The 21,094-nt window shown below is 60.5% G+C and carries 20 protein-coding genes; 11 read left to right on the plus strand and 9 right to left on the minus strand.

The genetic code is table 11. The features are described 5' to 3' along the window. Window positions 1-71: 71 nt before the first annotated feature. The 4 genes from acnA to ACP7BV_RS05630 all read right to left on the minus strand — a co-directional run bounded on the left by acnA (window position 72) and on the right by ACP7BV_RS05630 (window position 6,501). The gene (gene acnA / locus ACP7BV_RS05615) at window positions 72-2,780 is read right to left on the minus strand and encodes an aconitate hydratase AcnA (RefSeq protein ID WP_426102378.1); all 2,709 of its coding nucleotides are present in this window, start codon (window positions 2,778-2,780) and stop codon (window positions 72-74) included. A 78-nt stretch (window positions 2,781-2,858) separates the two neighbouring features. Continuing rightward, entirely contained in the window at window positions 2,859-4,448 is a 1,590-nt protein-coding gene (locus ACP7BV_RS05620; protein WP_426102380.1) for a hypothetical protein, read from the minus strand. Beyond that, on the minus strand, window positions 4,448-5,449 hold the full coding sequence (locus ACP7BV_RS05625) for an HpcH/HpaI aldolase/citrate lyase family protein (protein WP_426102382.1): 1,002 nt from the start codon (window positions 5,447-5,449) through the stop codon (window positions 4,448-4,450). The genes ACP7BV_RS05620 and ACP7BV_RS05625 overlap by 1 nt, the downstream gene beginning before the upstream one ends. Window positions 5,450-5,511: 62 nt before the next feature. Then, window positions 5,512-6,501, minus strand: a complete 990-nt coding sequence (locus ACP7BV_RS05630) for a malate dehydrogenase (RefSeq protein ID WP_426102384.1) — start codon at window positions 6,499-6,501, stop codon at window positions 5,512-5,514. A 306-nt stretch (window positions 6,502-6,807) separates the two neighbouring features. On the opposite strand from ACP7BV_RS05630, the gene ACP7BV_RS05635 reads away from it, so the two are divergent. The 8 genes from ACP7BV_RS05635 (at window position 6,808) to ACP7BV_RS05670 (ending at window position 15,244) form a co-directional block, all read left to right on the plus strand. Then, window positions 6,808-7,548: a GntR family transcriptional regulator gene (locus tag ACP7BV_RS05635; protein WP_426102386.1), complete on the plus strand. Its 741-nt coding sequence runs from the start codon at window positions 6,808-6,810 to the stop codon at window positions 7,546-7,548. Between the two features lie 358 nt (window positions 7,549-7,906). Continuing rightward, complete coding sequence (gene sdhC / locus ACP7BV_RS05640) at window positions 7,907-8,329, plus strand: succinate dehydrogenase, cytochrome b556 subunit (protein ID WP_426102388.1); 423 nt, start codon at window positions 7,907-7,909, stop codon at window positions 8,327-8,329. Then, window positions 8,329-8,694 carry a succinate dehydrogenase, hydrophobic membrane anchor protein gene (sdhD, locus tag ACP7BV_RS05645; protein ID WP_426102390.1) on the plus strand — a complete coding sequence of 122 codons (366 nt, stop codon included), beginning with the start codon at window positions 8,329-8,331 and terminating at the stop codon, window positions 8,692-8,694. Before sdhC ends, sdhD begins: the two co-directional genes overlap by 1 nt. 2 nt (window positions 8,695-8,696) lie before the next feature. After that, entirely contained in the window at window positions 8,697-10,475 is a 1,779-nt protein-coding gene (gene sdhA / locus ACP7BV_RS05650) for a succinate dehydrogenase flavoprotein subunit (protein ID WP_426102392.1), read from the plus strand. Between the two features lie 10 nt (window positions 10,476-10,485). Further along, window positions 10,486-11,196 (plus strand): succinate dehydrogenase iron-sulfur subunit, encoded by a 711-nt coding sequence (locus ACP7BV_RS05655; RefSeq protein ID WP_426102394.1) that lies wholly within the window; start codon window positions 10,486-10,488, stop codon window positions 11,194-11,196. Between the two features lie 162 nt (window positions 11,197-11,358). Beyond that, window positions 11,359-11,640, plus strand: coding sequence for a succinate dehydrogenase assembly factor 2 (locus tag ACP7BV_RS05660; RefSeq protein ID WP_426102396.1), 282 nt, complete (start codon window positions 11,359-11,361; stop codon window positions 11,638-11,640). Between the two features lie 93 nt (window positions 11,641-11,733). Continuing rightward, window positions 11,734-13,035 carry a citrate synthase gene (gltA, locus tag ACP7BV_RS05665; protein WP_426102398.1) on the plus strand — a complete coding sequence of 434 codons (1,302 nt, stop codon included), beginning with the start codon at window positions 11,734-11,736 and terminating at the stop codon, window positions 13,033-13,035. A gap of 517 nt (window positions 13,036-13,552) precedes the next feature. Then, window positions 13,553-15,244 (plus strand): chitinase, encoded by a 1,692-nt coding sequence (locus ACP7BV_RS05670; protein WP_426102400.1) that lies wholly within the window; start codon window positions 13,553-13,555, stop codon window positions 15,242-15,244. Window positions 15,245-15,677: 433 nt separating this feature from the next. Here ACP7BV_RS05670 and ACP7BV_RS05675 read toward each other — a convergent pair whose 3' ends face one another. Next, a complete protein-coding gene (locus ACP7BV_RS05675) occupies window positions 15,678-16,124 on the minus strand; it encodes a hypothetical protein (RefSeq protein WP_426102402.1) in 447 nt (148 codons plus the stop codon). A gap of 143 nt (window positions 16,125-16,267) precedes the next feature. On the opposite strand from ACP7BV_RS05675, the gene ACP7BV_RS05680 reads away from it, so the two are divergent. Beyond that, window positions 16,268-16,801, plus strand: coding sequence for a nuclear transport factor 2 family protein (locus tag ACP7BV_RS05680; protein WP_426102404.1), 534 nt, complete (start codon window positions 16,268-16,270; stop codon window positions 16,799-16,801). 18 nt (window positions 16,802-16,819) lie between these two features. Continuing rightward, a complete protein-coding gene (gene gluQRS, locus ACP7BV_RS05685; RefSeq protein WP_426102406.1) occupies window positions 16,820-17,719 on the plus strand; it encodes a tRNA glutamyl-Q(34) synthetase GluQRS in 900 nt (299 codons plus the stop codon). Here the strand turns inward: gluQRS and ACP7BV_RS05690 are convergent. From ACP7BV_RS05690 to ACP7BV_RS05705, 4 genes are all read right to left on the minus strand, one after another. Next, entirely contained in the window at window positions 17,716-18,312 is a 597-nt protein-coding gene (locus ACP7BV_RS05690; RefSeq protein WP_426102408.1) for a CHRD domain-containing protein, read from the minus strand. The genes gluQRS and ACP7BV_RS05690 overlap by 4 nt on opposite strands. Before the next feature lie 147 nt (window positions 18,313-18,459). Then, window positions 18,460-18,921: a DUF421 domain-containing protein gene (locus ACP7BV_RS05695; protein WP_426102410.1), complete on the minus strand. Its 462-nt coding sequence runs from the start codon at window positions 18,919-18,921 to the stop codon at window positions 18,460-18,462. Between the two features lie 61 nt (window positions 18,922-18,982). Next, window positions 18,983-19,186 carry an oxidoreductase-like domain-containing protein gene (locus ACP7BV_RS05700; RefSeq protein WP_426102412.1) on the minus strand — a complete coding sequence of 68 codons (204 nt, stop codon included), beginning with the start codon at window positions 19,184-19,186 and terminating at the stop codon, window positions 18,983-18,985. Window positions 19,187-19,237: 51 nt separating this feature from the next. Continuing rightward, window positions 19,238-19,627 carry a hypothetical protein gene (locus ACP7BV_RS05705; protein ID WP_426102414.1) on the minus strand — a complete coding sequence of 130 codons (390 nt, stop codon included), beginning with the start codon at window positions 19,625-19,627 and terminating at the stop codon, window positions 19,238-19,240. A 113-nt stretch (window positions 19,628-19,740) separates the two neighbouring features. Here ACP7BV_RS05705 and dgt point away from each other — a divergent pair, with 113 nt between their 5' ends. Then, complete coding sequence (dgt, locus tag ACP7BV_RS05710) at window positions 19,741-21,078, plus strand: dGTP triphosphohydrolase (RefSeq protein WP_426102416.1); 1,338 nt, start codon at window positions 19,741-19,743, stop codon at window positions 21,076-21,078. The last annotated feature ends 16 nt before the right edge of the window (window positions 21,079-21,094 follow it).

Raw genomic sequence — 21,094 nt, forward strand, 5'->3', positions numbered from 1 at the left:
TATAAATATAACTAGACTGCCAAAAAAAACGCCGGGAAAACCCGGCGTTTTGTGTGCTGATGAAGTCTGGTTTATGCGGCCAGCAGTTGGCGCAGCACGAACGGCAGAATGCCGCCATGCTTGTAGTAATCGACCTCAATCGGGGTATCAATACGCAGCAAGACTTTGACATCCTGCACGTCGCCGTTGGCGCGCTTGATCACCAGCGTTGCCAATTGCTGCGGCTTGATCTCGCCTTCCAGGCCCTTCAAGTCGAACGTTTCGTCACCGGTGATGCCCAGCGTGACCACACTGTCGTCGCCGATGAATTGCAGCGGCAGCACGCCCATGCCCACCAAATTGGAACGGTGGATACGCTCGAACGAACGCACGATAACCGCCTTCACGCCCAGCAGGTGGGTGCCCTTGGCCGCCCAGTCGCGCGACGAGCCGGTGCCGTACTCTTCGCCGCCGAACACCATCGTCGGTACGCCGTCGCCGACATACTTCATGGCCGCGTCGTAGATCGACATCTGTTCGCCGCTCGGCTGGTGAATCGTGATGCCGCCCTCTACTGCGGAGCCGTCGGCCTTGGCCGGGATCATGCGGTTCTTGATGCGCACATTGGCGAAGGTGCCGCGCATCATGATCTCGTGATTGCCGCGGCGCGAGCCGTACGAGTTGAAGTCCGCTTTCATGACGCCGTTGGCCAGCAGCCACTTGCCCGCCGGGCCGTTTTCCTGGATCGAACCGGCTGGCGAAATATGGTCGGTGGTGATCGAGTCGCCAAACACGCCCAGCGCGCGGGCATCCGAAATACCGGTCGCAGCCGCTTTCGGGATCATTTCGAAATTGTCAAAAAACGGCGGCTCGGCGATGTAGGTCGACTTCGGCCAGTTGTAGACCTGGCCTTCGGTGGTCGTGACGTTTTCCCACAGCTTGCCCGGCGCGCCCTTGACGTCGGCGTAATTTGCCTTGAACACTTCCGAGTTCATCGCGAACTTCATCAGCTTGCCGATTTCTTTCGAGGTTGGCCAGATGTCGCCCAAATAAACGTCCTTGCCGTTGGTGCCCTTGCCAACCGGCTGGGTCATCAGGTCAACCGTCATGTTGCCGGCAATCGCGTAAGCGACTACCAGCGGCGGCGAGGCCAGGAAGTTGGAACGGATGTTCGGGTGGATCCGCGCTTCAAAGTTGCGGTTGCCCGACAGTACGGCCGAAGCGACGATGTCGTTCTCGGCAATGGCTGCGTTCAGTTCAGGCGTCAGGTCGCCGGCGTTGCCGATGCAGGTCGTGCAGCCGTACGCGGTCAGGCCGAAGCCGAGCTGCTCCAGGTACGGCATGAGGCCGGCTGCGGTCAAGTATTCGGTGACCACGCGCGAGCCGGGGGCCAGCGACGTCTTGATGTGTGGTGCGACCGTCAGGCCCGCTTCGACAGCCTTCTTGGCCAACAGGCCGGCCGCCAGCAGCACGCTCGGGTTCGAGGTGTTGGTGCACGAGGTGATCGCGGCAATCAGCACGTCGCCATTCTTGACGTTGACGCCGTTGGTGGTCTCGTAGTGGTTGGTCAGGTCGGCCGGGTTCTTGTTGAACCCGTTTTCCGTGGTTGGCTTGGAGAACAGTTCAATGAAGTTGTTGCGCACGTTGCCGATTTCGATACGGTCCTGCGGACGCTTCGGGCCTGCCAGCGATGGCGTGACGGTCGACAGGTCGAGCGAGACTTCGCGCGTGTAGTCGATGTCGCCCGCGCGTGGCACGCCGTACATGCCCTGCGCCTTGAAATAGCTCTTGAAGGCGGTGATTTCTTTGTCGGTGCGGCCGGTGCCTTCGAAGTATTCGATGGTGGCGTCGTCGACCGGGAAAAAGCCCATCGTCGCGCCGTATTCCGGGGCCATGTTGGCAATGGTGGCGCGGTCGGTCAGCGACAGCGTTTCGGTGCCGGCGCCGAAGAATTCGACGAATTTGCCGACAACTTTTTCCTTGCGCAGCATTTCGGTGATGGTCAGCACCAGGTCGGTCGCGGTGCAGCCTTCGCGCAGCGCGCCGGTCAGGTTCACGCCAATCACGTCAGGGGTCAGGAAATAAACCGGCTGGCCCAGCATGCCCGCTTCTGCTTCGATGCCGCCCACGCCCCAGCCAACCACGCCGATGCCGTTGATCATGGTGGTGTGCGAGTCGGTGCCGACCAGGGTGTCAGGGAAGTAAGTGTCGCCGGCTTTGTGCACGCCGCGCGCCAGGTACTCGAGGTTGACCTGGTGGACGATGCCGAAACCCGGCGGCACGACGCCGAAGGTATCGAACGCTTGCATGCCCCACTTCATGAACTGGTAGCGCTCGTTGTTGCGCGAGAATTCCAGCTTCATGTTCAGGTCGAGCGCGTTTTTCTCGCGGTAATGGTCGATCGTGACGGAGTGGTCGACCACCAGGTCCACCGGCACCAGGGGCTCGATGTTCTTCGGGTTCAAGCCCATTTTGCTTGCCACGTTACGCATGGCAGCCAGGTCGGCCAGCAGCGGCACGCCGGTGAAGTCCTGCAGCACAACGCGCGCCACGACGAAAGGAATCTCGTCGGTGCGATCGCCATTCGGCGCCCAGTTTGCCAGCTGCTTGATGTGTTCTTCGGTCACCTTCTTGCCGTCGCAATTGCGCAGCACGGATTCGAGAACGATACGGATCGACACCGGCAGGCGCGAGATGTTCACGCCCAGGGCTTTCTCGAGTGCTGGCAGCGAGTAGAACTTGCCTTTCTGGCCGGCTGACAGTTTGAAATCCTTGAGCGTGTTCAGAGTGTTGCGGGACATGACCTCTCCTTCAGTGGGGTATTTTGTTATTGATAACTGTAATGCGATGCGTCTATGCGACGCATCTTGTTTGCGTACTTATGGCTTGATTTGTGGTTCCGTCGTGGCCGGCTCAACCGGCGCCGATGGCGTCGTCGCGGGAATTTTCGGTTCGTAGGTTTTCTGCGTGACGGTCCCCGGCTTGACCGGCGCTGGCGGCGTGACGCTCATTGGCTGAACCAGTGGCTGAACCAGTGGCTGAACCAGTGGCTGCACTGCGGGCGCACTTGCAGGTGGCTGCACCTGCGGCGTCACCATCAGCGGCTGGACCGGCGTCGGTTGCACTTGCGGCGTTACCGCCGGTGGTACTGGCTGCACTGGCGGCGTGGTGGCGGACGGCTTGAACAGCGGCGCCGTGGTGCCCGTCGATGGGACTGCTGCCGGCTTGACTGGCGCCGTCGTGGTCGACTTGAACAGTGGCGCCATCGTGCCGCTCGGCGCCGGCGGGGTCGATTCTGGCGTCGCAACAACAGGAGCCGGCGCAGGTGCCGGTGCGGCTGCCGGGGCGCTCTGCACTGGTGCGCTCGCACCGGTCGGCTTGAACAGCGGCGCCATGGTTGCGCTGGCAGCCGGTGCCGGCGTTGCTGGTGCTACGGCCACAGGCGCTGCGGGCGATGCCACAACCGATGGCTGAACTGACGCAGGAACAGCTGGCGCTGGCATACCAGTCGCGACCGGGCTTGCGCCAACAGCCTTGGTGGCGGGGGCGATTGGCGCGCCAACCACAGCCGAACCCGCTACCGCGCCTGCAGGGGCGGCGACAACCGTCGGGGTAGAAACACCCGCAGCAACCGGCGCTGCGCCCGCCGGTTTGACCGGCATTGCAACAGCGGCTGTTGCCGGCGCCGCGACCCCGGCAGTGACGGGAACGGCCACGCCGGCAGCCACCGGCGCTGCAACGCCAGCTTTAACTGGCGCGGCAACGCCCGCAGTAACCGGCGCACCGGCCACAGCTGGCGCGGCAACGGACCCTGCCACCGGCAACGCAACAACCGCGCCTGCCACCGCCGGCGCCGCAACAGCGCCGGTTGCGGCGGCCGCAGCTACCCCAGGCGTGCCTGGCGCTGGCGCAACGGCGCCCGCCGGCAACATGGGCACAACAACCGTGCCGCCCACCGGTGCAACCAGTGGCGCCGGTGCGGTCTTGGCGCCGTCCGCCATCAACAGCGGATTTGCCTGTTCAGCGTTCTTGCATTCATTGGCCAGTTGGCGATTGAGCTTGGAGTCGAGCAGCATGCCCTTGGAAGGAATGCCGATCCAGACCAGGCCGAAATTCGGATTTTCGTAACGCTGCGCGCCCGTGGTGGTGCCGACCCGGTTCAGGCGATGCAGGCGCTTTCTCCAGCGCACCGCGATCGAGCTGGCGTCCGTTTCGTTATTGTAGACAGTGACGGTGTTGCCAAGTTCGCAGGTAAATTGCACGACCTTGTTGTCGGTAACGTCAGGCTCTGCTTCCGGCGTGGTCGGGACCAGTGCGCCGGCGTCGTCTTCCGATTTCTTGGCGTTGCCTTTGGCCTTGACTTTGGCTTTGGCTGGCTTTTTGGTGTCCGCGGCAGGGGCCGCGCAAATTGCTGGTGCTGCCATGGCAATGCCAAGGGCGAGCAGGGTCTTGCTGATCAGGTGGGACATCAGGTGGATTCCGGGTTGGTGTCGAAATTGATAATTGCGATGGCGGCGTCGGGCAACGCGAGGCCTGCAAGCTTGGCGCGCTGAAGAACTGTCCAATAATAGCGATAGCTGGCGCGGTCATGCAAGCGTCCGTTTTGCGAAATCGGGCCCCATTGTGCCTTGATGGCGTCGGCCAGGACATTGGTCGCTTCGTTCACTTCAGACAGGCGCGGCGTAAACGCCTTGATGATCGGCTTGATCTGGTCCGGGTGAATGCTCCACATTCGGGTAAAGCCGAATTCGACGGCGGCGCGCTGGGCGTCATTGGCCACCACGGCCGAATCGCGCACGTCGGTGGTGACATTGTGCGACGGGATTTTGCCGTGGGCGTGGCAGGCAGCGGCGATTTCAAGTTTGGCGCGCACCACCAGCGGGTGCGTGAACTGCCCCGGCGTGCGCATGGCGGCGCCGGGAATGGCGCCGTAGTGGGCCGAGACAAAATCCATGATGCCGAACGACAGGCACTCGACCTGGGGCAGGGCGGCAATCGCGTAGGCGTCGCGCAGGGCGCCGTGGGTTTCGATCAGCACGTGCACCGGCAGCATGCTGTCGCGGCCCGCCTTGGCGGCATGCTTGTTGATCAGCTCGATGGCCCGGGCAACGTCGTCGACACTGTCGACCTTGGGCAGCACCACATAGGCCAGGCGCTGGGCGGCGCCGCCGACGATGACGGCGACGTCGCCGGCGAAAAATGCGCTCTCGACGTCGTGCACGCGCACGCCGATGCGATTGAGTTTGTTCGCCTCATCGTTCAACAGGCGCACGATCAGCTGGGCGTGTTCCGGCTCGGCGCCGGCGGTGGCGCCGTCTTCGCAATCGAACGTGATGTCGAACAAGGGACCAAGCTCTTGTTGCAAGGCCATCGACTTGAGCATCAGCTTCTCGGAACCGGCGTAGTGATCGCAGGCTGGCAGAAGCAGGGGCTGTCGTTTGCCCTGGAATAAAACCTCGGATGGGTGCATAGTCAACTTTTTAGGCAAAACAGCGCCGCTCGCCCGACAGGGGCGAGGCGGCGCGTCACTGCTTACGCCAGCAGGTGGGCAACGCCTTCGCGCTCTTCGGTCAATTCCTTGAGCGTAAGGTTGATGCGCTCTTGCGAGAATTCATCGATGGCCAGGCCCTGGACGATGGTGTACTCGCCATTGGCAACCGTGACGGGGAAGCCGAACATGGTGCCTTCCGGGATGCCGTACGAGCCGTCCGATGGAATGCCCATGGTGGTCCACTTGCCGTCGGTGCCGATGTGCCAGTCGTGCATATGGTCGATCGCCGCGTTGGCGGCCGATGCTGCCGACGACAGGCCGCGCGCTTCGATGATGGCGCCGCCGCGCTTGCCGACCGTTGGCAGGAAGGTGTCGCGGTTCCAGGCGTCGTCGCCGATCATGTCCTTGACGGACGCGCCGTCAATTTGCGCAAAGCGGTAGTCGGCGTACATGGTTGGCGAGTGGTTGCCCCATACGCACAGCTTTTCGATCGACGCGACCGGCTTGCCGGTCTTGGCCGCGATTTGCGACAGCGCGCGGTTGTGGTCCAGGCGCAGCATGGCGGTGAAGTTCTTGGCCGGCAGCGACGGCGCCGATTTCATGGCGATGAAGGCATTGGTGTTGGCCGGGTTGCCCACCACCAGTACCTTGACGTTGCGCGAAGCGACAGCGTCGAGGGCCTTGCCCTGCACGGTAAAGATCTGGGCGTTCGCTTCGAGCAGGTCCTTGCGTTCCATGCCGGGGCCGCGCGGACGGGCGCCGACCAGCAGGGCGAAGTCGGCATCCTTGAAGGCGGTCATCGGGTCGGCGTGGGCAGTCATGCCGGCCAGCAGCGGGAAGGCGCAATCGTCAACTTCCATCATCACGCCCTTGAGCGCTTTTTGTGCTTTCTCGTCGGGGATCTCGAGCAATTGCAGGATGACTGGCTGGTCTTTGCCCAGCATATCGCCGTTAGCGATGCGAAACAGCAGGGAATAGCCGATTTGGCCGGCCGCGCCGGTAACGGCAACGCGCAGTGGGGTTTTAGCCATGTGAATCTCCAAGTGGGAAAGAAAACGGTCGAAGCAGGAGGATACGCTTGTTCGGAAAACCAACATGATACCAAAACTGGCGTTCTGGGTATCGTGCATTGCCCGCTCGCGCGCATGCCGGATTGACCGCGAGTGTAGGCTTGTGTGAGTGATCTGTCAATTCGTATCATATGTCTTATATAAGACACATAACCTAGAGTGATTATTACTAGACTGGAAAGCCCTTTTGTGTTGAAATCGCTGTCTATGACTACAGTCCTCAACCCTCCGACAAGCACCAATGGTACTACGGCCAGCGGGACGGGCATGTCCGGCACCGCGGCGGGCAGTGCGCCCACCTTTAGTCCGCTTTACCAGCAAATCAAGGCCCTGATCACGCAGGGTCTGCAGTCGGGCGAGTGGAAGCCGGGCGAAATGATCCCTAGCGAAGTGGAGCTGGCGTCGCGCTTCAAGGTCAGCCAGGGCACGGTGCGCAAAGCGATCGACGAGCTGGCCGCTGAAAATATCGTCATGCGGCGCCAGGGCAAGGGCACGTTCGTCTCGACCCACCACGAGGCGCGCGCGCACTTTCGTTTTTTGCGGCTGATGCCCGACGAAGGCGTACCGCACCAGCCCGACAACAAGATCATCGAAGTCAAGCGCATGCGCGCGCCGGCCGAAGTGGCGCGCCTGCTCGAACTCAAGTCCGGCGACTCGGTGGTGTACATCAAGCGCGTGATGTCGTTCGACGGCGCGCCGACCATCCTGGAAGAAATGTGGCTGCCGGGTCTGCTGTTCAAGGGACTAACCGCGGAACGGCTGGTCGAATACAAGGGGCCGATGTATGGACTGTTCGAATCGGAGTTCGGCACGCGCATGATCCGCGCGAATGAAAAGATACGGGCCGTGGCGGCCGATGCCGGCGCCGCGCAGTTTTTACATGTGGCCGAGGGTACCCCGCTGCTGTGCGCGGAGCGGGTGTCGTACACGTATGGGGACAAGGCGGTGGAGTTGCGCCGGGGGATTTACTTGACGTCGCATCATCATTATCAGAATGATCTGTCGTAGTTGGTGAGGTAGAAATGATGGCTTAAGTGCGACGCAATGCCAGGCCACCACATCGTCCTCGCGCACGCGGGGGCCCATGGAACATCGGCTCTGTGCAACAGTTCCATGGGTCCCCGCCTGCGCGAGGACGATGTGGGGAGGCGCCGGCTTTGACATGCTTGTACCGAATCGACGATACCCCCGCCGGCAGCACGAATTATGCATAGCGTTTAAAATGACTACCACGAAGAAAGTACCAGAAGTTGCATGATGTCCCGCTTATTTTCCCCAATACCAGTTTAGATATTGGTGCAGCACACCAAAATTGGTGATAATTACGAGTTACACATTTAAAAAGTCAGTCAAGGGGAGGTTTGTTATGTCCGAAGCCGTGAAAGAAGTACCACGAAAAGAACGGCCCGAATTCCGAAACATCCATATTACGGAATTGCGCAATTACCGCCTGCCGCCGGCCGGCTGGGTATCCATCTTGCACCGCATCAGCGGCGCCGGCATGTTCCTGATGCTGCCATTCCTGCTCTACCTGTTCCACTCGAGCGTGCAGTCGGAAATGTCGTTCGCGTACTTCAAGGGCATCCTGGGCCACCCGCTGGTCAAGGTACTCCTGCTCGGCCTGATCTGGGCTTACATGCAGCACTTCTGCGCCGGCGTACGCCACCTGTTCATGGACGTGCACCTGGCGATTGAAAAAGATTCGTCGCGCAATAGCGCCGTGACCGTGCTCATCCTCAGCCTGCTGCTGACCGCGCTCGCCGGTCTCAAACTGTTCGGAGTTTTCTAATGGCTAAAAATAACGTTGGCACACAGCGCCTCGTCGTCGGCGCCCACTACGGCCTGAAAGACTGGCTGGCGCAGCGCATCACCGCCGTTGTCATGATGGTCTACACCTTCACGCTGCTGGGCGCTTTCCTGACGGGCCAAAATTTCACCTATGAAGGCTGGGCCGGCCTGTTCGCACAGCAGTGGTTCAAGCTGTTTAGCCTGGTCACTTTCTTGGCGCTGTACTACCACGCCTGGGTTGGCATGCGCGATATCTGGATGGACTACGTGAAGGCAGTCGGCCTGCGCCTGACCTTGCAGATCATCACCATCTTGTGGTTGGTCGCTTGCGCCTTCTACACCGTACAAATTCTCTGGGGGCTGTAATCGTGTCGGCAATCAAAAAAGGTTTACCTACCCGCCGCTTCGATGCGGTCATCATCGGCGCCGGCGGCTCGGGCATGCGCGCGTCGTTGCAACTGGCGGAAGCCGGCCTGAACGTGGCCGTGCTGTCGAAAGTGTTCCCGACCCGTTCGCACACCGTGGCGGCCCAGGGCGGCATCGGCGCCTCGCTCGGCAATATGTCCGAGGACGACTGGTACTGGCACATGTTCGACACCGTCAAGGGCGGCGACTACCTGGGCGACCAGGATGCGATCGAATTCATGTGCCGAGAAGCACCCAAGGTCGTCTACGAGCTCGAACACTTCGGCATGCCGTTCGACCGCAACCCTGACGGCACCATTTACCAGCGTCCTTTTGGCGGGCACACCGCCAACTTCGGCGAAAAACCAGTGCAGCGCGCCTGCGCGGCGGCTGACCGTACCGGCCACGCGCTGCTGCACACGCTGTACCAGCGCAACGTGCGCGCCCGCACCCACTTCTTCGTCGAGTGGATGGCGATCGACATCATCCGCGACGCCGACGGCGACTGCGTGGGCGTGGTTGCGCTTGAGATGGAAACGGGCGAATGCATGATCCTGGAAGCGAAGACCACCGTCTTTGCGACCGGTGGCGCAGGCCGTATTTTTGCAGCGTCGACCAACGCCTTTATCAATACCGGCGACGGCATGGGCATGGCGGCGCGCGCCGGCCTGCCGCTGCAGGACATGGAATTCTGGCAGTTCCACCCAACCGGCGTGTCCGGCGCGGGCGTCTTGATTACCGAAGGGGTGCGCGGCGAAGGCGGCATCCTGATCAACAGCGATGGCGAACGCTTCATGGAGCGCTATGCGCCGACCCTGAAAGACCTGGCGCCGCGCGATTTTGTGTCGCGCTCGATGGACCAGGAAATCAAGGAAGGGCGCGGCTGCGGTCCGTTGAAAGACCACGTGCTGCTGGATCTGCGCCATATCGGCGCCGAGACCATCGCCAAACGTCTGCCTTCGATTCTGGAAATTGGCCACAAGTTCGCCAACGTGGACGCGACCAAGGAACCGATTCCTGTGGTGCCGACGATTCACTACCAGATGGGCGGCATTCCGACCAACATCCACGGCCAGGTCGTCGCACCAAAAGACGGCAATCCGGTGGCTGTGGTGGGTGGCTTGTACGCGATTGGCGAATGCGCCTGCGTGTCGGTGCACGGCGCCAACCGCCTGGGCACCAACTCGCTGCTCGACCTGATCGTGTTCGGCCGCGCTGCGGGCAATCACATTGTCGCGTCGAACCTGAAGCAAAAGGACAACAAGCCCTTGCCGGCCGGCGCCGCCGACTATGCCATGGGCCGCATGGAGCGGCTGGAAACGTCGACCGGCACGGAAAGCGTGCAGGGCGTTGCCAACGCGATCCGCGCCACGATGCAGAAGTACTGCGGCGTGTTCCGTACCGATGCGCTGCTCACCCAGGGCTACAAGGAAATCATGGTGCTTGACGAGCGCCGCAAGCATGTCTCGTTCAAGGATAAATCCAAGGTGTTCAACACCGCCCGCGTGGAAGCGCTGGAACTGGACAACCTGATCGAAACGGCGAAAGCGACCATCACCTCGGCGGTAGCTCGCAAGGAATCGCGCGGCGCCCATGCGCACAGCGACTACCCGACGCGCGACGACGACGTCTGGATGAAGCACACGCTGTTCTTCTCCGAGGGCAATCGCCTCGAGTACAAGCCTGTGATCACCAAGCCGCTGACGGTTGATACCTTCAAGCCGAAACCACGTACTTTCTAAGGTCATTACCATGACACGCACTGTAAAACTGAAAATCTACCGCTACAATCCCGACCAGGATGCCAAGCCGTACATGCAAGACGTGACCGTCGAACTGCAAGACACCGACAAGATGCTGCTCGACGCGCTGCAGCGCATCAAGTCCGATGTGGACGATTCGATCTCGCTGCGCCGCTCGTGCCGCGAAGGCGTCTGCGGTTCGGACGCGATGAACATCAACGGCAAGAACGGTCTGGCATGCACCACCAACCTGAACGAATTGACCCAGCCGATCGTGCTGCGTCCGCTGGCGGGCTTGCCGGTCATCCGCGACCTGATCGTCGACATGACGCAATTTTTCAAGCAGTACGATTCGATCAAGCCGTACCTGATCAACGACTCGATTCCGCCTGAAAAAGAGCGCCTGCAGACCCCGGCCGAACGCGAAGAACTCGACGGCCTGTACGAGTGCATCCTGTGCGCCTGCTGCTCGACTTCCTGCCCGTCGTTCTGGTGGAATCCGGACAAGTTCGTCGGCCCGGCCGGGCTCTTGCAAGCCTACCGCTTTATCGCCGACTCGCGCGACGAAGCGACCGGCGCGCGCCTGGACAACCTGGAAGACCCGTACCGCCTGTTCCGCTGCCACTCGATCATGAACTGCGTCGACGTCTGCCCTAAGGGATTAAATCCCAACAAGGCGATCGGCAAGATCAAGGAACTGATGGTACGGCGCGCAATTTAAGTGGGATTTGCCGCTGAGCAGGCAAGGGGCGCGCTGTGCCGTGCCCCTTCGCAACAAGCCAAGCCCGTCAACATAGGGCTAACAGCGGCAAAATCGGCGTGTTTTATACAGTAAAAGTACCGTACTGCTTATAAATCGCAGGCGGTGTATAGTGTCGACCGAATGACAGGCTCAAGTGTGACTACGCATCAATCCGATCCGGCAAACCGAGCCCGGCTGCGCTGGCGCAGTCGCCGCGGCCTGCTCGAGAATGACATCATCCTCACGCGCTTTCTTGATGCGAACGAGGAAAGCCTTACCGACGAGGAAGTCGACGCGCTTACGCGCTTGCTGGATCTGGCGGACAACCCGCTGATGGACTTGATCCTGGCGCGCCATGAGCCCGAAGGTGAAGTCGATCTGCCGCATGTGCGCGCCTTGCTGGCGCGCTTGCGCCAGGCATAGGGTGAGCCGCTGTCGTAACGAGCGGTAGCGACCAGTAACGACCAGTTTCGTAATTTTTATTTTGAAGACTTCACCTCCCAAGAAGGAAGTGCCATGAACATCTCTGATACTAAAGCAACACTGTCCTTTTCCGATGGCAGCACGCCCATCGAAATGCCGATCTACAAGGGCACCATCGGCCCGGACGTCATCGACATCCGCAAGCTGTATGCGCAGACCGGCAAGTTCACCTATGACCCGGGCTTCATGTCGACGGCGGCTTGCAATTCGTCGATCACCTACATCGACGGCGACAAGGGCGAGCTGCTGTACCGCGGTTACCCGATCGAGCAGTTGGCCGTTAAATGCGACTTCCTGGAAACCTGCTACCTGCTGCTGAACGGCGAACTGCCAAACGCGGCCGAAAACCAGAAGTTCAGCGACACCGTGACCAAGCACACCATGGTGCACGAGCAGATGCAATTTTTCTTCCGCGGTTTCCGTCGTGACGCGCACCCGATGTCGGTCCTGGTTGGCACCGTCGGCGCACTGGCGTCGTTTTACCACGACTCGCTCGACATCAACGACCCGCATCACCGCGAAGTATCGGCGATCCGCCTGATCGCCAAGATGCCGACGCTCGTTGCCATGTCGTACAAGTATTCGATTGGCCAGCCGTTCGTGTATCCACGCAACGACCTGTCGTACAGCGCCAATTTCATGCGCATGATGTTCGGCAATCCGTGCGAAGAGTATGTCGTCAATCCGGTGCTGGTACGCGCGCTGGACCGCATTTTGATTTTGCACGCAGACCACGAGCAGAACGCATCGACCTCGACCGTCCGCCTGGCCGGTTCGTCGGGCGCGAACCCGTTTGCCTGTATCGCTGCCGGTATCGCTTGCCTGTGGGGCCCGGCTCACGGCGGCGCCAACGAAGCGGCACTGAACATGCTCAAGGAAATCGGCACCGTCGACAATATCCCTGAGTTCATCGCCAAGGTCAAAGACAAGAACTCCGGCGTCAAGCTGATGGGTTTTGGTCACCGCGTGTACAAGAACTTCGACCCGCGCGCCAAGCTGATGCGCGAAACCTGCCACGAAGTGCTGGAAGAACTCGGCTTGCACGACGACCCTTTGTTCAAGCTAGCCATGGCGCTGGAAAAAATTGCGTTGGAAGACGAATACTTCGTGTCGCGCAAGCTGTATCCGAACGTCGACTTCTACTCCGGTATCGTCCAATCGGCGCTGGGTATTCCGGTGTCGCTGTTCACGGGTATTTTTGCGATGGCGCGCACCATTGGCTGGATCGCGCAATGGAACGAGATGATTTCAGATCCGGAGCAGAAGATTGGCCGTCCGCGTCAGCTGTTCATCGGTTCACCAGCGCGCGACGTCAAGTCCGTCGAGCAGCGCTGATTTTTAAGTGGTGCACAAAAAAAGCGAGCCGTTGGCTCGCTTTTTTTTCTTCAAATTCTCTCAATCTCAGTGACCTCTCCTGGCCCGCCCCGTTGCCGTGCGCATTATTTTCCATGATTTCGTACTGCAACTAATTGAGTGTCAACGAGTTTTACGAGGACTGCAGCGCGGGGTGAGAAAGCAAACACGACCAATCTTCACCATCTTCGCAGCAATACCAATGCGAAAATCTATAAAATTGGTATGCATTTCTCCCCGCACGGTCGCTGGGCCTAAGCCTCTTCAACTTCAAAGATTTCGCAAAATTGGTCTGGTTATCTAAGCAATAAAATAAAACCACTTGACTACCAATTTCAAGGCTCGCATCCTTCACTCGTAGCAACGCCCAATCCTATTTAAACGACTTTTGCCTGCGCGATGCACTGGTCGCCATTAGCAATTTGGCGACGGCGGTTGGGTCGGCACTACCGTCCATGTTTGGTGGACATCTCAATAACTAGAATATATGGAGACAGCCTTGAACCGTACCCTCATTAACACCCTTGTTGCCGGTCTGATGGGCGGCACATTCGCCGCCTGCGGCGGCGGCACCGCCGCCGACACGCCTCCTCAACGCCAGACGGCCCTGCTCGCTACCACAACGGTATGTTATGCAGCCTGGTCGAGCGCCACGGCTTACAACGGCGGCGCGACCGTCAGCTACAACGGCATTAATTACACAGCAGCGTTCTGGACACAAGGCAACAATCCATCGACCAGCAATGGTTCTGCAGGCAGCGGCAAGCCATGGACGGTGACCAGCACTTGCGGAGCCACGCCTACGCCAACGCCAACCCCCACGCCTACGCCAACCCCAACCCCAACGCCAACGCCAACGCCAACGCCAACGCCAACCACGTGCGCGGTGTGGGCCGAAGGCAAAACGTACACGGTTGGCCAGGTGGTGAGCTACCTTGGTATTACCTACAAGGCGCTGTCGACCCACACCGCTTATGCCGGCACCAACTGGAATCCGAAGGACACCCCAACCTTGTGGACGACCGGCGGAACCTGCAGTACGACTCCTACCCCGACGCCAACGCCAACGCCAACGCCAACGCCAACGCCGACGCCGACGCCGACGCCGACGCCGACGCCAACGCCGACGCCAACGCCGACGCCGACACCAACGCCAACAGGCATGAAGAAACAAGTGCTAGTTGGGTATATGCACGCAAGCTTTGCAAACGGCTCTGGCTACATTCGTATGGCCGACGTTTCGAACGATTGGGACATTATCCAGTTGTCCTTTGCAGAACCGGATTCTGCTACCTCCGGCAATCTGCACTTCAACCGTTGTCCGGTGGCTGAGTGCCCGAACGCTGAAAGCGACGCGGACTTCCTCGCAGCAATCAAGGCCAAACAAGCTGCAGGCAAAAAAGTGCTGATTTCAATCGGCGGCGCAAATGGCCAGGTTTCTCTGGAGTCCACCGGAGCACGCGATGCATTTGTCAAATCGATGTCGGCGATTATCGATCGCTGGGGCCTTGATGGTCTGGATATCGACTTCGAGGGCCATTCCATCTATCTGAATAATGGCGACAGGGACTTCAAGAACCCGACTACACCAGTCGTGGTCAACTTGATCTCTGCATTGAAAACCCTAAAAGCAAAGTACGGCGCCAAGTTCGTTCTCACCATGGCACCAGAAACGCTGTTGCTCCATGGCGGACGTATGTTCTACGGCTCTGGCGTTTGGGGTGGGGCCGATACCCGGAATGGCGTGTATCTTCCAGTGATCCACGCAGTGCGGGATTTCCTCACCATCGTGCATGCGCAGCACTATAATTCCGGCCCTGTCGCCGGCGCGAATGGCACTTACTACAGTGCAGGCACCGTTGATTTCAACGTGGCTTTGTCTGACATGATGATCACGGGCTTCCCGATCGAAGGCAACGCCGCCAACTTCTGGCCGGGTTTGCGTCCAGACCAGGTAGGTTTTGGTCTTCCGGCAAACGTGCAAGCAGCCGGTAGCGGTCAGATGACGACGGCCGACACACAGAAGGCGTTCGATTGCCTGGTCAAGGGTACGAGCTGCGGCAGCTACAAGCCGGCCCAGGCTTACCCTACGTTCCGTGGGTTGATGACGTGGTCAGTGAATTGGGACAAATTCAATAACTATGAATTTTCCAAGGCACACGCGGCTTACTTCAAGACTCTCGGTAATTAAGCCGACAATGCGTCACTGCCCATTGCCTGGTGCATGAAACAGTGACGCGTATCACGGATCCCTCGCAAGCTGGTTCGCCAGCGCGGGACATGAAGCCTGTCGAGCAGCTGATCGTTGCAAGTGGTGCACAAAAAAAGCGAACCCGTTGGCTCGCCTTTTTTTGACATGCCGTGTATGAAGACGGGTCGGAAAAAACCGCATTTCAGTCCTGATGAAGGTTCCGACCAGTCATTCTGTAGAAAGAAATGCACCCGACCCGCGCGATATATTTTACCCCTTCCGATCTGGTTTTTCCAGTGCCTTTCGAATTGGCGTCGTACTGCTGCACTGCCACTTTCGCATCACCTCGAACCCTGGCGGCTTGTGATACTGGTCCAACTGCAGCCCCGCTCCTGCCCCTTTGTTCCCCGATGGTTTTAGAGCCGCACCAGCCTCAATTACACTTCCCCCGAATGGCCGCCACCGCGATAAACGGCAGTGCCAGCAGCCCGCCGAAGATAAACGTCGGCTGATGTTTCAGTGCGTCCGGCCGCAGGCAGCCCGGCACTTTGGCTTCATCGAATTGATCAGCGAATTTTTCATATTTGTCCTGCTCAGTATGCGAGCTGGCAGTGTAGCGCCGCGGTATCGCCTTCTGCTTTGACTCGGCAATGGCGATCTCCTTCTCGTCCTCGAAGGTTTGCTGGATCGCCCGCCTGACCAGCGTCTTGTCAGCCGGCGGCGCCACGGCCCAGTTATCAGGAATGACCGCCGCCGCGGGCTGCGCTGCCGGGGCGGGCGTGGGTGCGGTGCTGGCCGGCTGGGGCGCGGGCGCAGTGCTGGCCGGCTCAGGCGCGGCCAGCGCAACGTTCGCGGCCATCATGGCTGCAAGAACATACATACGCATCGGATTTCCTCGGATTTTGTTCTGGCAAATCATCAGTGAATGATAGTCCTTCGCATGACTTTTCTTCTACGTTTTTAAATAAGTTACATTTCGCCGGAAGTGTACAATCATTCAGCGACCACTCACCAGCAATTTCCATGAAAAATTTCATTTTATCTATATGCATAGCCCTGTTCAGCGTGGGCGCCCATGCGCAAACCAGCAGCGGCGACGCGGCCGAGCGCAAGCAGATCAACGCCTTCATCGACGAGTGGCATGACGACGCGGCGCACGCCCGCCTGGCCTATTTCGACAAGATCGCGCCCAACGGCATCTATATCGGTACCGACAAGAACGAGTTGTGGAACCGCGAACAATTCAAGGCTTGGGCCAAGCGTTTTTTCGATCGAAAATCTGCCTGGTCGTTCAAATCCACCAAGCGCAATATCTACATGTCGTCCGATAAAAAATTCATCTGGTTCGATGAATTGCTCGACACCCAAATGGGCGTCTGTCAGGCCAGTGGTGTGATGCGCAAGACCGACACCGGCTTCGAGATCGAGCATTATCAACTCTCGATCGCGGTGCCCAACGAAGTGGCCGACAAGGTCACCAAGCTGGTCAAAAAACACGAAGCCAAGCCGCCGGCCGAGGCCAAGCCGGTGGTGGAAATCAAGCCAGCGGCGCAGTAGAAGGCGCCAGGTAACCCAGTGCAGCTAGCGCACTACGTTGGCCGTTTCGCGCCTTCGCCCACGGGTCGCCTGCACGCCGGCTCTCTGGTTGCGGCCGTCGCCAGCTACCTGGACGCCAAGGCGCACCACGGCACGTGGCTGGTGCGCATCGAGGACGTCGACGAAGACCGCACCGCCGCCGGTGCCGCCCAATCCATCCTCGCGCTGCTGGCCCAACTTGGCATGCACTGGGACGGCGACGTCGTCTGGCAAAGCAGTCGCCAGCCCTTGTACCAAGCCGCCTGCGAAAAGCTCGCTGCGCACTGCTATCCCTGCGGCTGCAACCGGCGCGAAATTGCCGACTCGCGCCTTGGCACGGCCCCTGACGGCGCTGCCATCTATCCCGGCACCTGCCGCCACGGCTTGCCGGCGGGACGCAGCATGCGCAGCCTGCGCGTGCGCGTTCCCGACCCCGCAGCAGGCGCCGATGAAATCGCCTTCGACGACCGCCTTGCCGGGGCCGTGGTGCAGCACCTGGCCGGCGACTCGGGCGACTTTGTGCTCAAACGCGCCGACGGTTTTTGGGCCTACCAGCTCGCTGTCGTGGTCGATGATGCCGAGCAAGGCGTTACCGACACCGTGCGCGGCGCCGACTTGCTTGATTCGACGCCGCGCCAGATCTACCTGCAGCGCCTGCTCGGTGCAGCCACGCCGCGTTACCTGCATGTGCCGGTCGTGCGCAATGCCAACGGCGAGAAGCTGTCCAAGCAAACGGGCGCGCTGGCGGTAACACCAGCAAACGACGCCGAGTCGCTATCTGTGCTGATGCAAGCGGCTGCCAGCCTTGGCCTGCCAATTGCCCAAGCCGATTCGCTGCGCGCGTTCTGGCCGGCCGCTGTTGGTGCGTGGGCCGCCCGCTATAGTCCCGGCCTGCGCTAAGCTGCGCGCCGCTTGGCCGCGCAAAAGCCGATACCGGCGAGCCCCACGCTAAGCATGAGCCAGGATGACGGTTCAGGCACAGGGTTGGCCAGGGCCACCAGGAAGCCGCGTATTTCCCCGGCCGGGTATTCGGTAGAGTGGATGTTCAGGTAGGACTGGTTACTGTTTATTCCCTGAAGCAAAAAGGCGCGCGCCGCATCGACCGTGCCGCCATGCGCGGCCAGAAATGCCGGCTCGTAGGTGTTGGGGTCAGCCAGGCTGTAGAGCCGTTCATACAGGCCGGTCTGGACGCCGACGGGGAAGTCGTCGAAACCGATGGCAGGCGGCGCCGTGCCGATCAGTGGCTCCGGCGTGCAGCAATGCAGATGGGCGACCGTGCTGCCGGCAACCAGGTTCATGAACGGCACGGAGAACAGCATGGTCATGGCCGCGTCGTCGAACACGACCGTGGCAATGCTCGCGCCGGGCGAGTCATTGGGCGGCTGCTCGCTTGGACCGCTCATGGCGGAACGGTAACTGGTGGTGGCGGCAAAGGCCGCCGAGCTGAGCAGCATGGTGACAGAAAGTACAAGGCTCGATACGACGCAATTCATGATTTTCTCCGGTTAAAAGTTTGAGAGAAATGCGACATCGTGATGCGGTCCGACCTTGAAATTAGATCATCGACAGCGAAGGCCGTGGCGTTCGTTAGGACTAGGCAAAGTGCGCGCGCTGTGGGCTCGCCGCCGGAGAAATAGCGCTTAACGCTTTTTTTGCACGGTGATGTTGCCATCGGCCTCGAGGAACATGAATTCCATTTCCTCGAGCTTGCAATCGGCCTCGTGCAGCGCTTCCTTGACCTCGGTCTCAGACAGGCGGCATTTTTTTATCACTGCGTCGAAGCTTTTTCCGTTGCGCCCCAGCAGAACCGCCGAGCCGTCAAGCACTTCGGCCATGGTCTTGCTGTGCGACGACAGGAAAGAGGCGCCCATGTTCAGCGCCACCAGCGTGGCCGCGACAATCAGGCCGCCCACCAGCGAATCCTCGCCGCCGGTCAGGGAATTGGACACCGCTTCGCTTAGCAGCATGACCACCAGCAGGTCAAACGGCGTGAACTGGCCGATGGTGCGCCGTCCGGACACGCGCACCATCAGCAGCAGCACGCTGAACACAAGAACCGCGCGTACGATCAGTTCCCACCACGGAACGCTGAGCTCAAACATACTTATCTCCTGCAACAAAAATCGATGCCATATTGTAATGACTTCGCGGCAGGCGTGACTTTCAGTTGTGCGCGGCCCTGCGCGCTTCCCAAGCCTTCAGGCGGGCGCGATAGCGTTCCATGTCGTCTTCGTACAGGTCGAAGACGCAGGGCGTGCAGCCGCTGCGGCAACAATCCTCGAGCGCCGGCTGGACCGGCGGCACCGGACGCGGCGACTCTTGCTGCAGCTGCGGATGGCGGATGGTGCGTGGGCGCGGCTCGGTCATAGCCCTAAAATAGACTACGCCGGCCAGATTGTCCAGCCGGAGCGAGCGCGCTTACGAACGGCTCTCGATGGACGACGCGTCCAGGTACATTCCTTTGCTGTCGCGTTGGCACGCGCCGCTGATCCGCAAGCCCTTTTTATCTGACCATGTCATGTTCGTTCCCACCGCCTTGCCGACGCAGGCCTCATGCGCGGCGTCGGGAATCGTCGGCGGCGGTGGCGGTGACGGCACGGGCGGCAGTGGCGGCAAAGGCGGGACGGCTGACACGGCTGGCAACGGTGGTACCGGTGGCAGCGGTGGAACGGGTGGAACGGGCGGGACCGGCGGAATCGGCGCCACGAGGCAGCGGCCCCGGTCCGGACAATTGCCGTGCTGTGCGCCTTGGCTGGCGCCCGCTGCGGCAAACAAGGCCGCGCACAGCATGATGGAAACTGGCTTCATGGTTTTCTCCTGGTTGGTTGACTGACAAACGCGAGTGTGGCCCCTAATTGTGGAGAAACCGTGGGCAAGAACCGTGTTATCGTCACGGCGCACAAACAACCCAAGGCGCGACAATGACAATGGACTGGCACTTGCTGACCTCGACCCGGCGGCTGGGACGCGAAACGGCCGATGGCGCCGGGGAATCGCGCTCGGAGTACCTGCGCGACTGGGACCGCATCGTCTATTCCAGCGCCTTTCGGCGCATGCAGGACAAGACGCAGGTGTTCCCGCTTGCCGAAAGCGACTACGTGCGCACGCGCCTGACCCACAGCATTGAGGTGGCGTCGGTCGGCCGCTCGCTCGGCACCCTGTGCGGCGAATTCATCCTGGCCAAGGCTGCGCTGTCCGGCATGGTCGCGCAAGACTTCGGCAGCATCGTCGCAGCGGCATGCCTGGCGCACGACATCGGCAATCCGCCTTTCGGTCACTCGGGCGAAGACGCGATCCAGTCGTGGTTCGCGCTGGAGGGCGCGCCCTACCTCGACCCGCTGGCCGAACCTGAAAGGCAGGACCTGCTCAAGTTCGAGGGCAATGCACAAGGCTTCAGGCTGGTGACGCGCTTGCAAAATGCGGTCAACCAAGGCGGCTTCCAGCTCACCTACGCCGTGCTGGCAACGTATGCCAAATATCCCCGCGGTTCATCGCTGGCCGCGCCCACCAAGGGCCATGTCAGCGAAAAAAAGTTCGGCTATTACACGCACGACGCCGCCAATTTCGCGGCCGTCGCGCTGGGAACTGGGCTGATGCAAAAGGCCAACGGCGCCCATGCCCGCCATCCGCTTGCGTTCTTGATGGAAGCGGCCGACGATATCTGCTATGGCATCGTGGACCTGGAAGACGGACATCGCCTGTGCCGGGTGAGCTTCGAACAGGCGCGCAGGCTGCTGTGGCCAATCGCTTTCCCTGGTGGGCAAAAGCCGGGCGCGTCGTACCTGGCCATTGCAGACGATGAAGGCCGCATAGAATACCTGCGCGCCCGCTCCATCGGCAACCTCGTTGGCGCGGCGGTCGAGGTATTCAAGGATAACTACGCCGCCATCATGGCCGGCACGTTCGAGCGCGATCTGGTGAGTCAGTCGGCGTTTTGCGCGGAGCTCAAGAAAATATCGGCGCTCTCGCAGGCGCAAATCTACACCACGCCCACGGTGCTGCAAATCGAGTCGGCGGGCTTCGACATCCTTGGTGGCTTGCTGACTAAATTTGTGCCGGCGTTGCTCACGCCAGAGAACATGCGCACCAAAGCACACAAAAAACTGGTGCAGATCATGCCCCTGCAGTTTGCCACCGGCGCCACCGATTATGAGCGCCTGCTTGGCGTGACCGATTACATATCCGGCATGACCGATTCGTTTGCACTGACCTTGTTTCGCCGTCTGAACGGCATGGAATTGCCCGGCATGTCGATCTAGGCGGCGAGCCAGATGC

This window comes from Massilia sp. TSP1-1-2, assembly GCF_049896185.1.
Classification (GTDB): domain Bacteria; phylum Pseudomonadota; class Gammaproteobacteria; order Burkholderiales; family Burkholderiaceae_D; genus Telluria_A.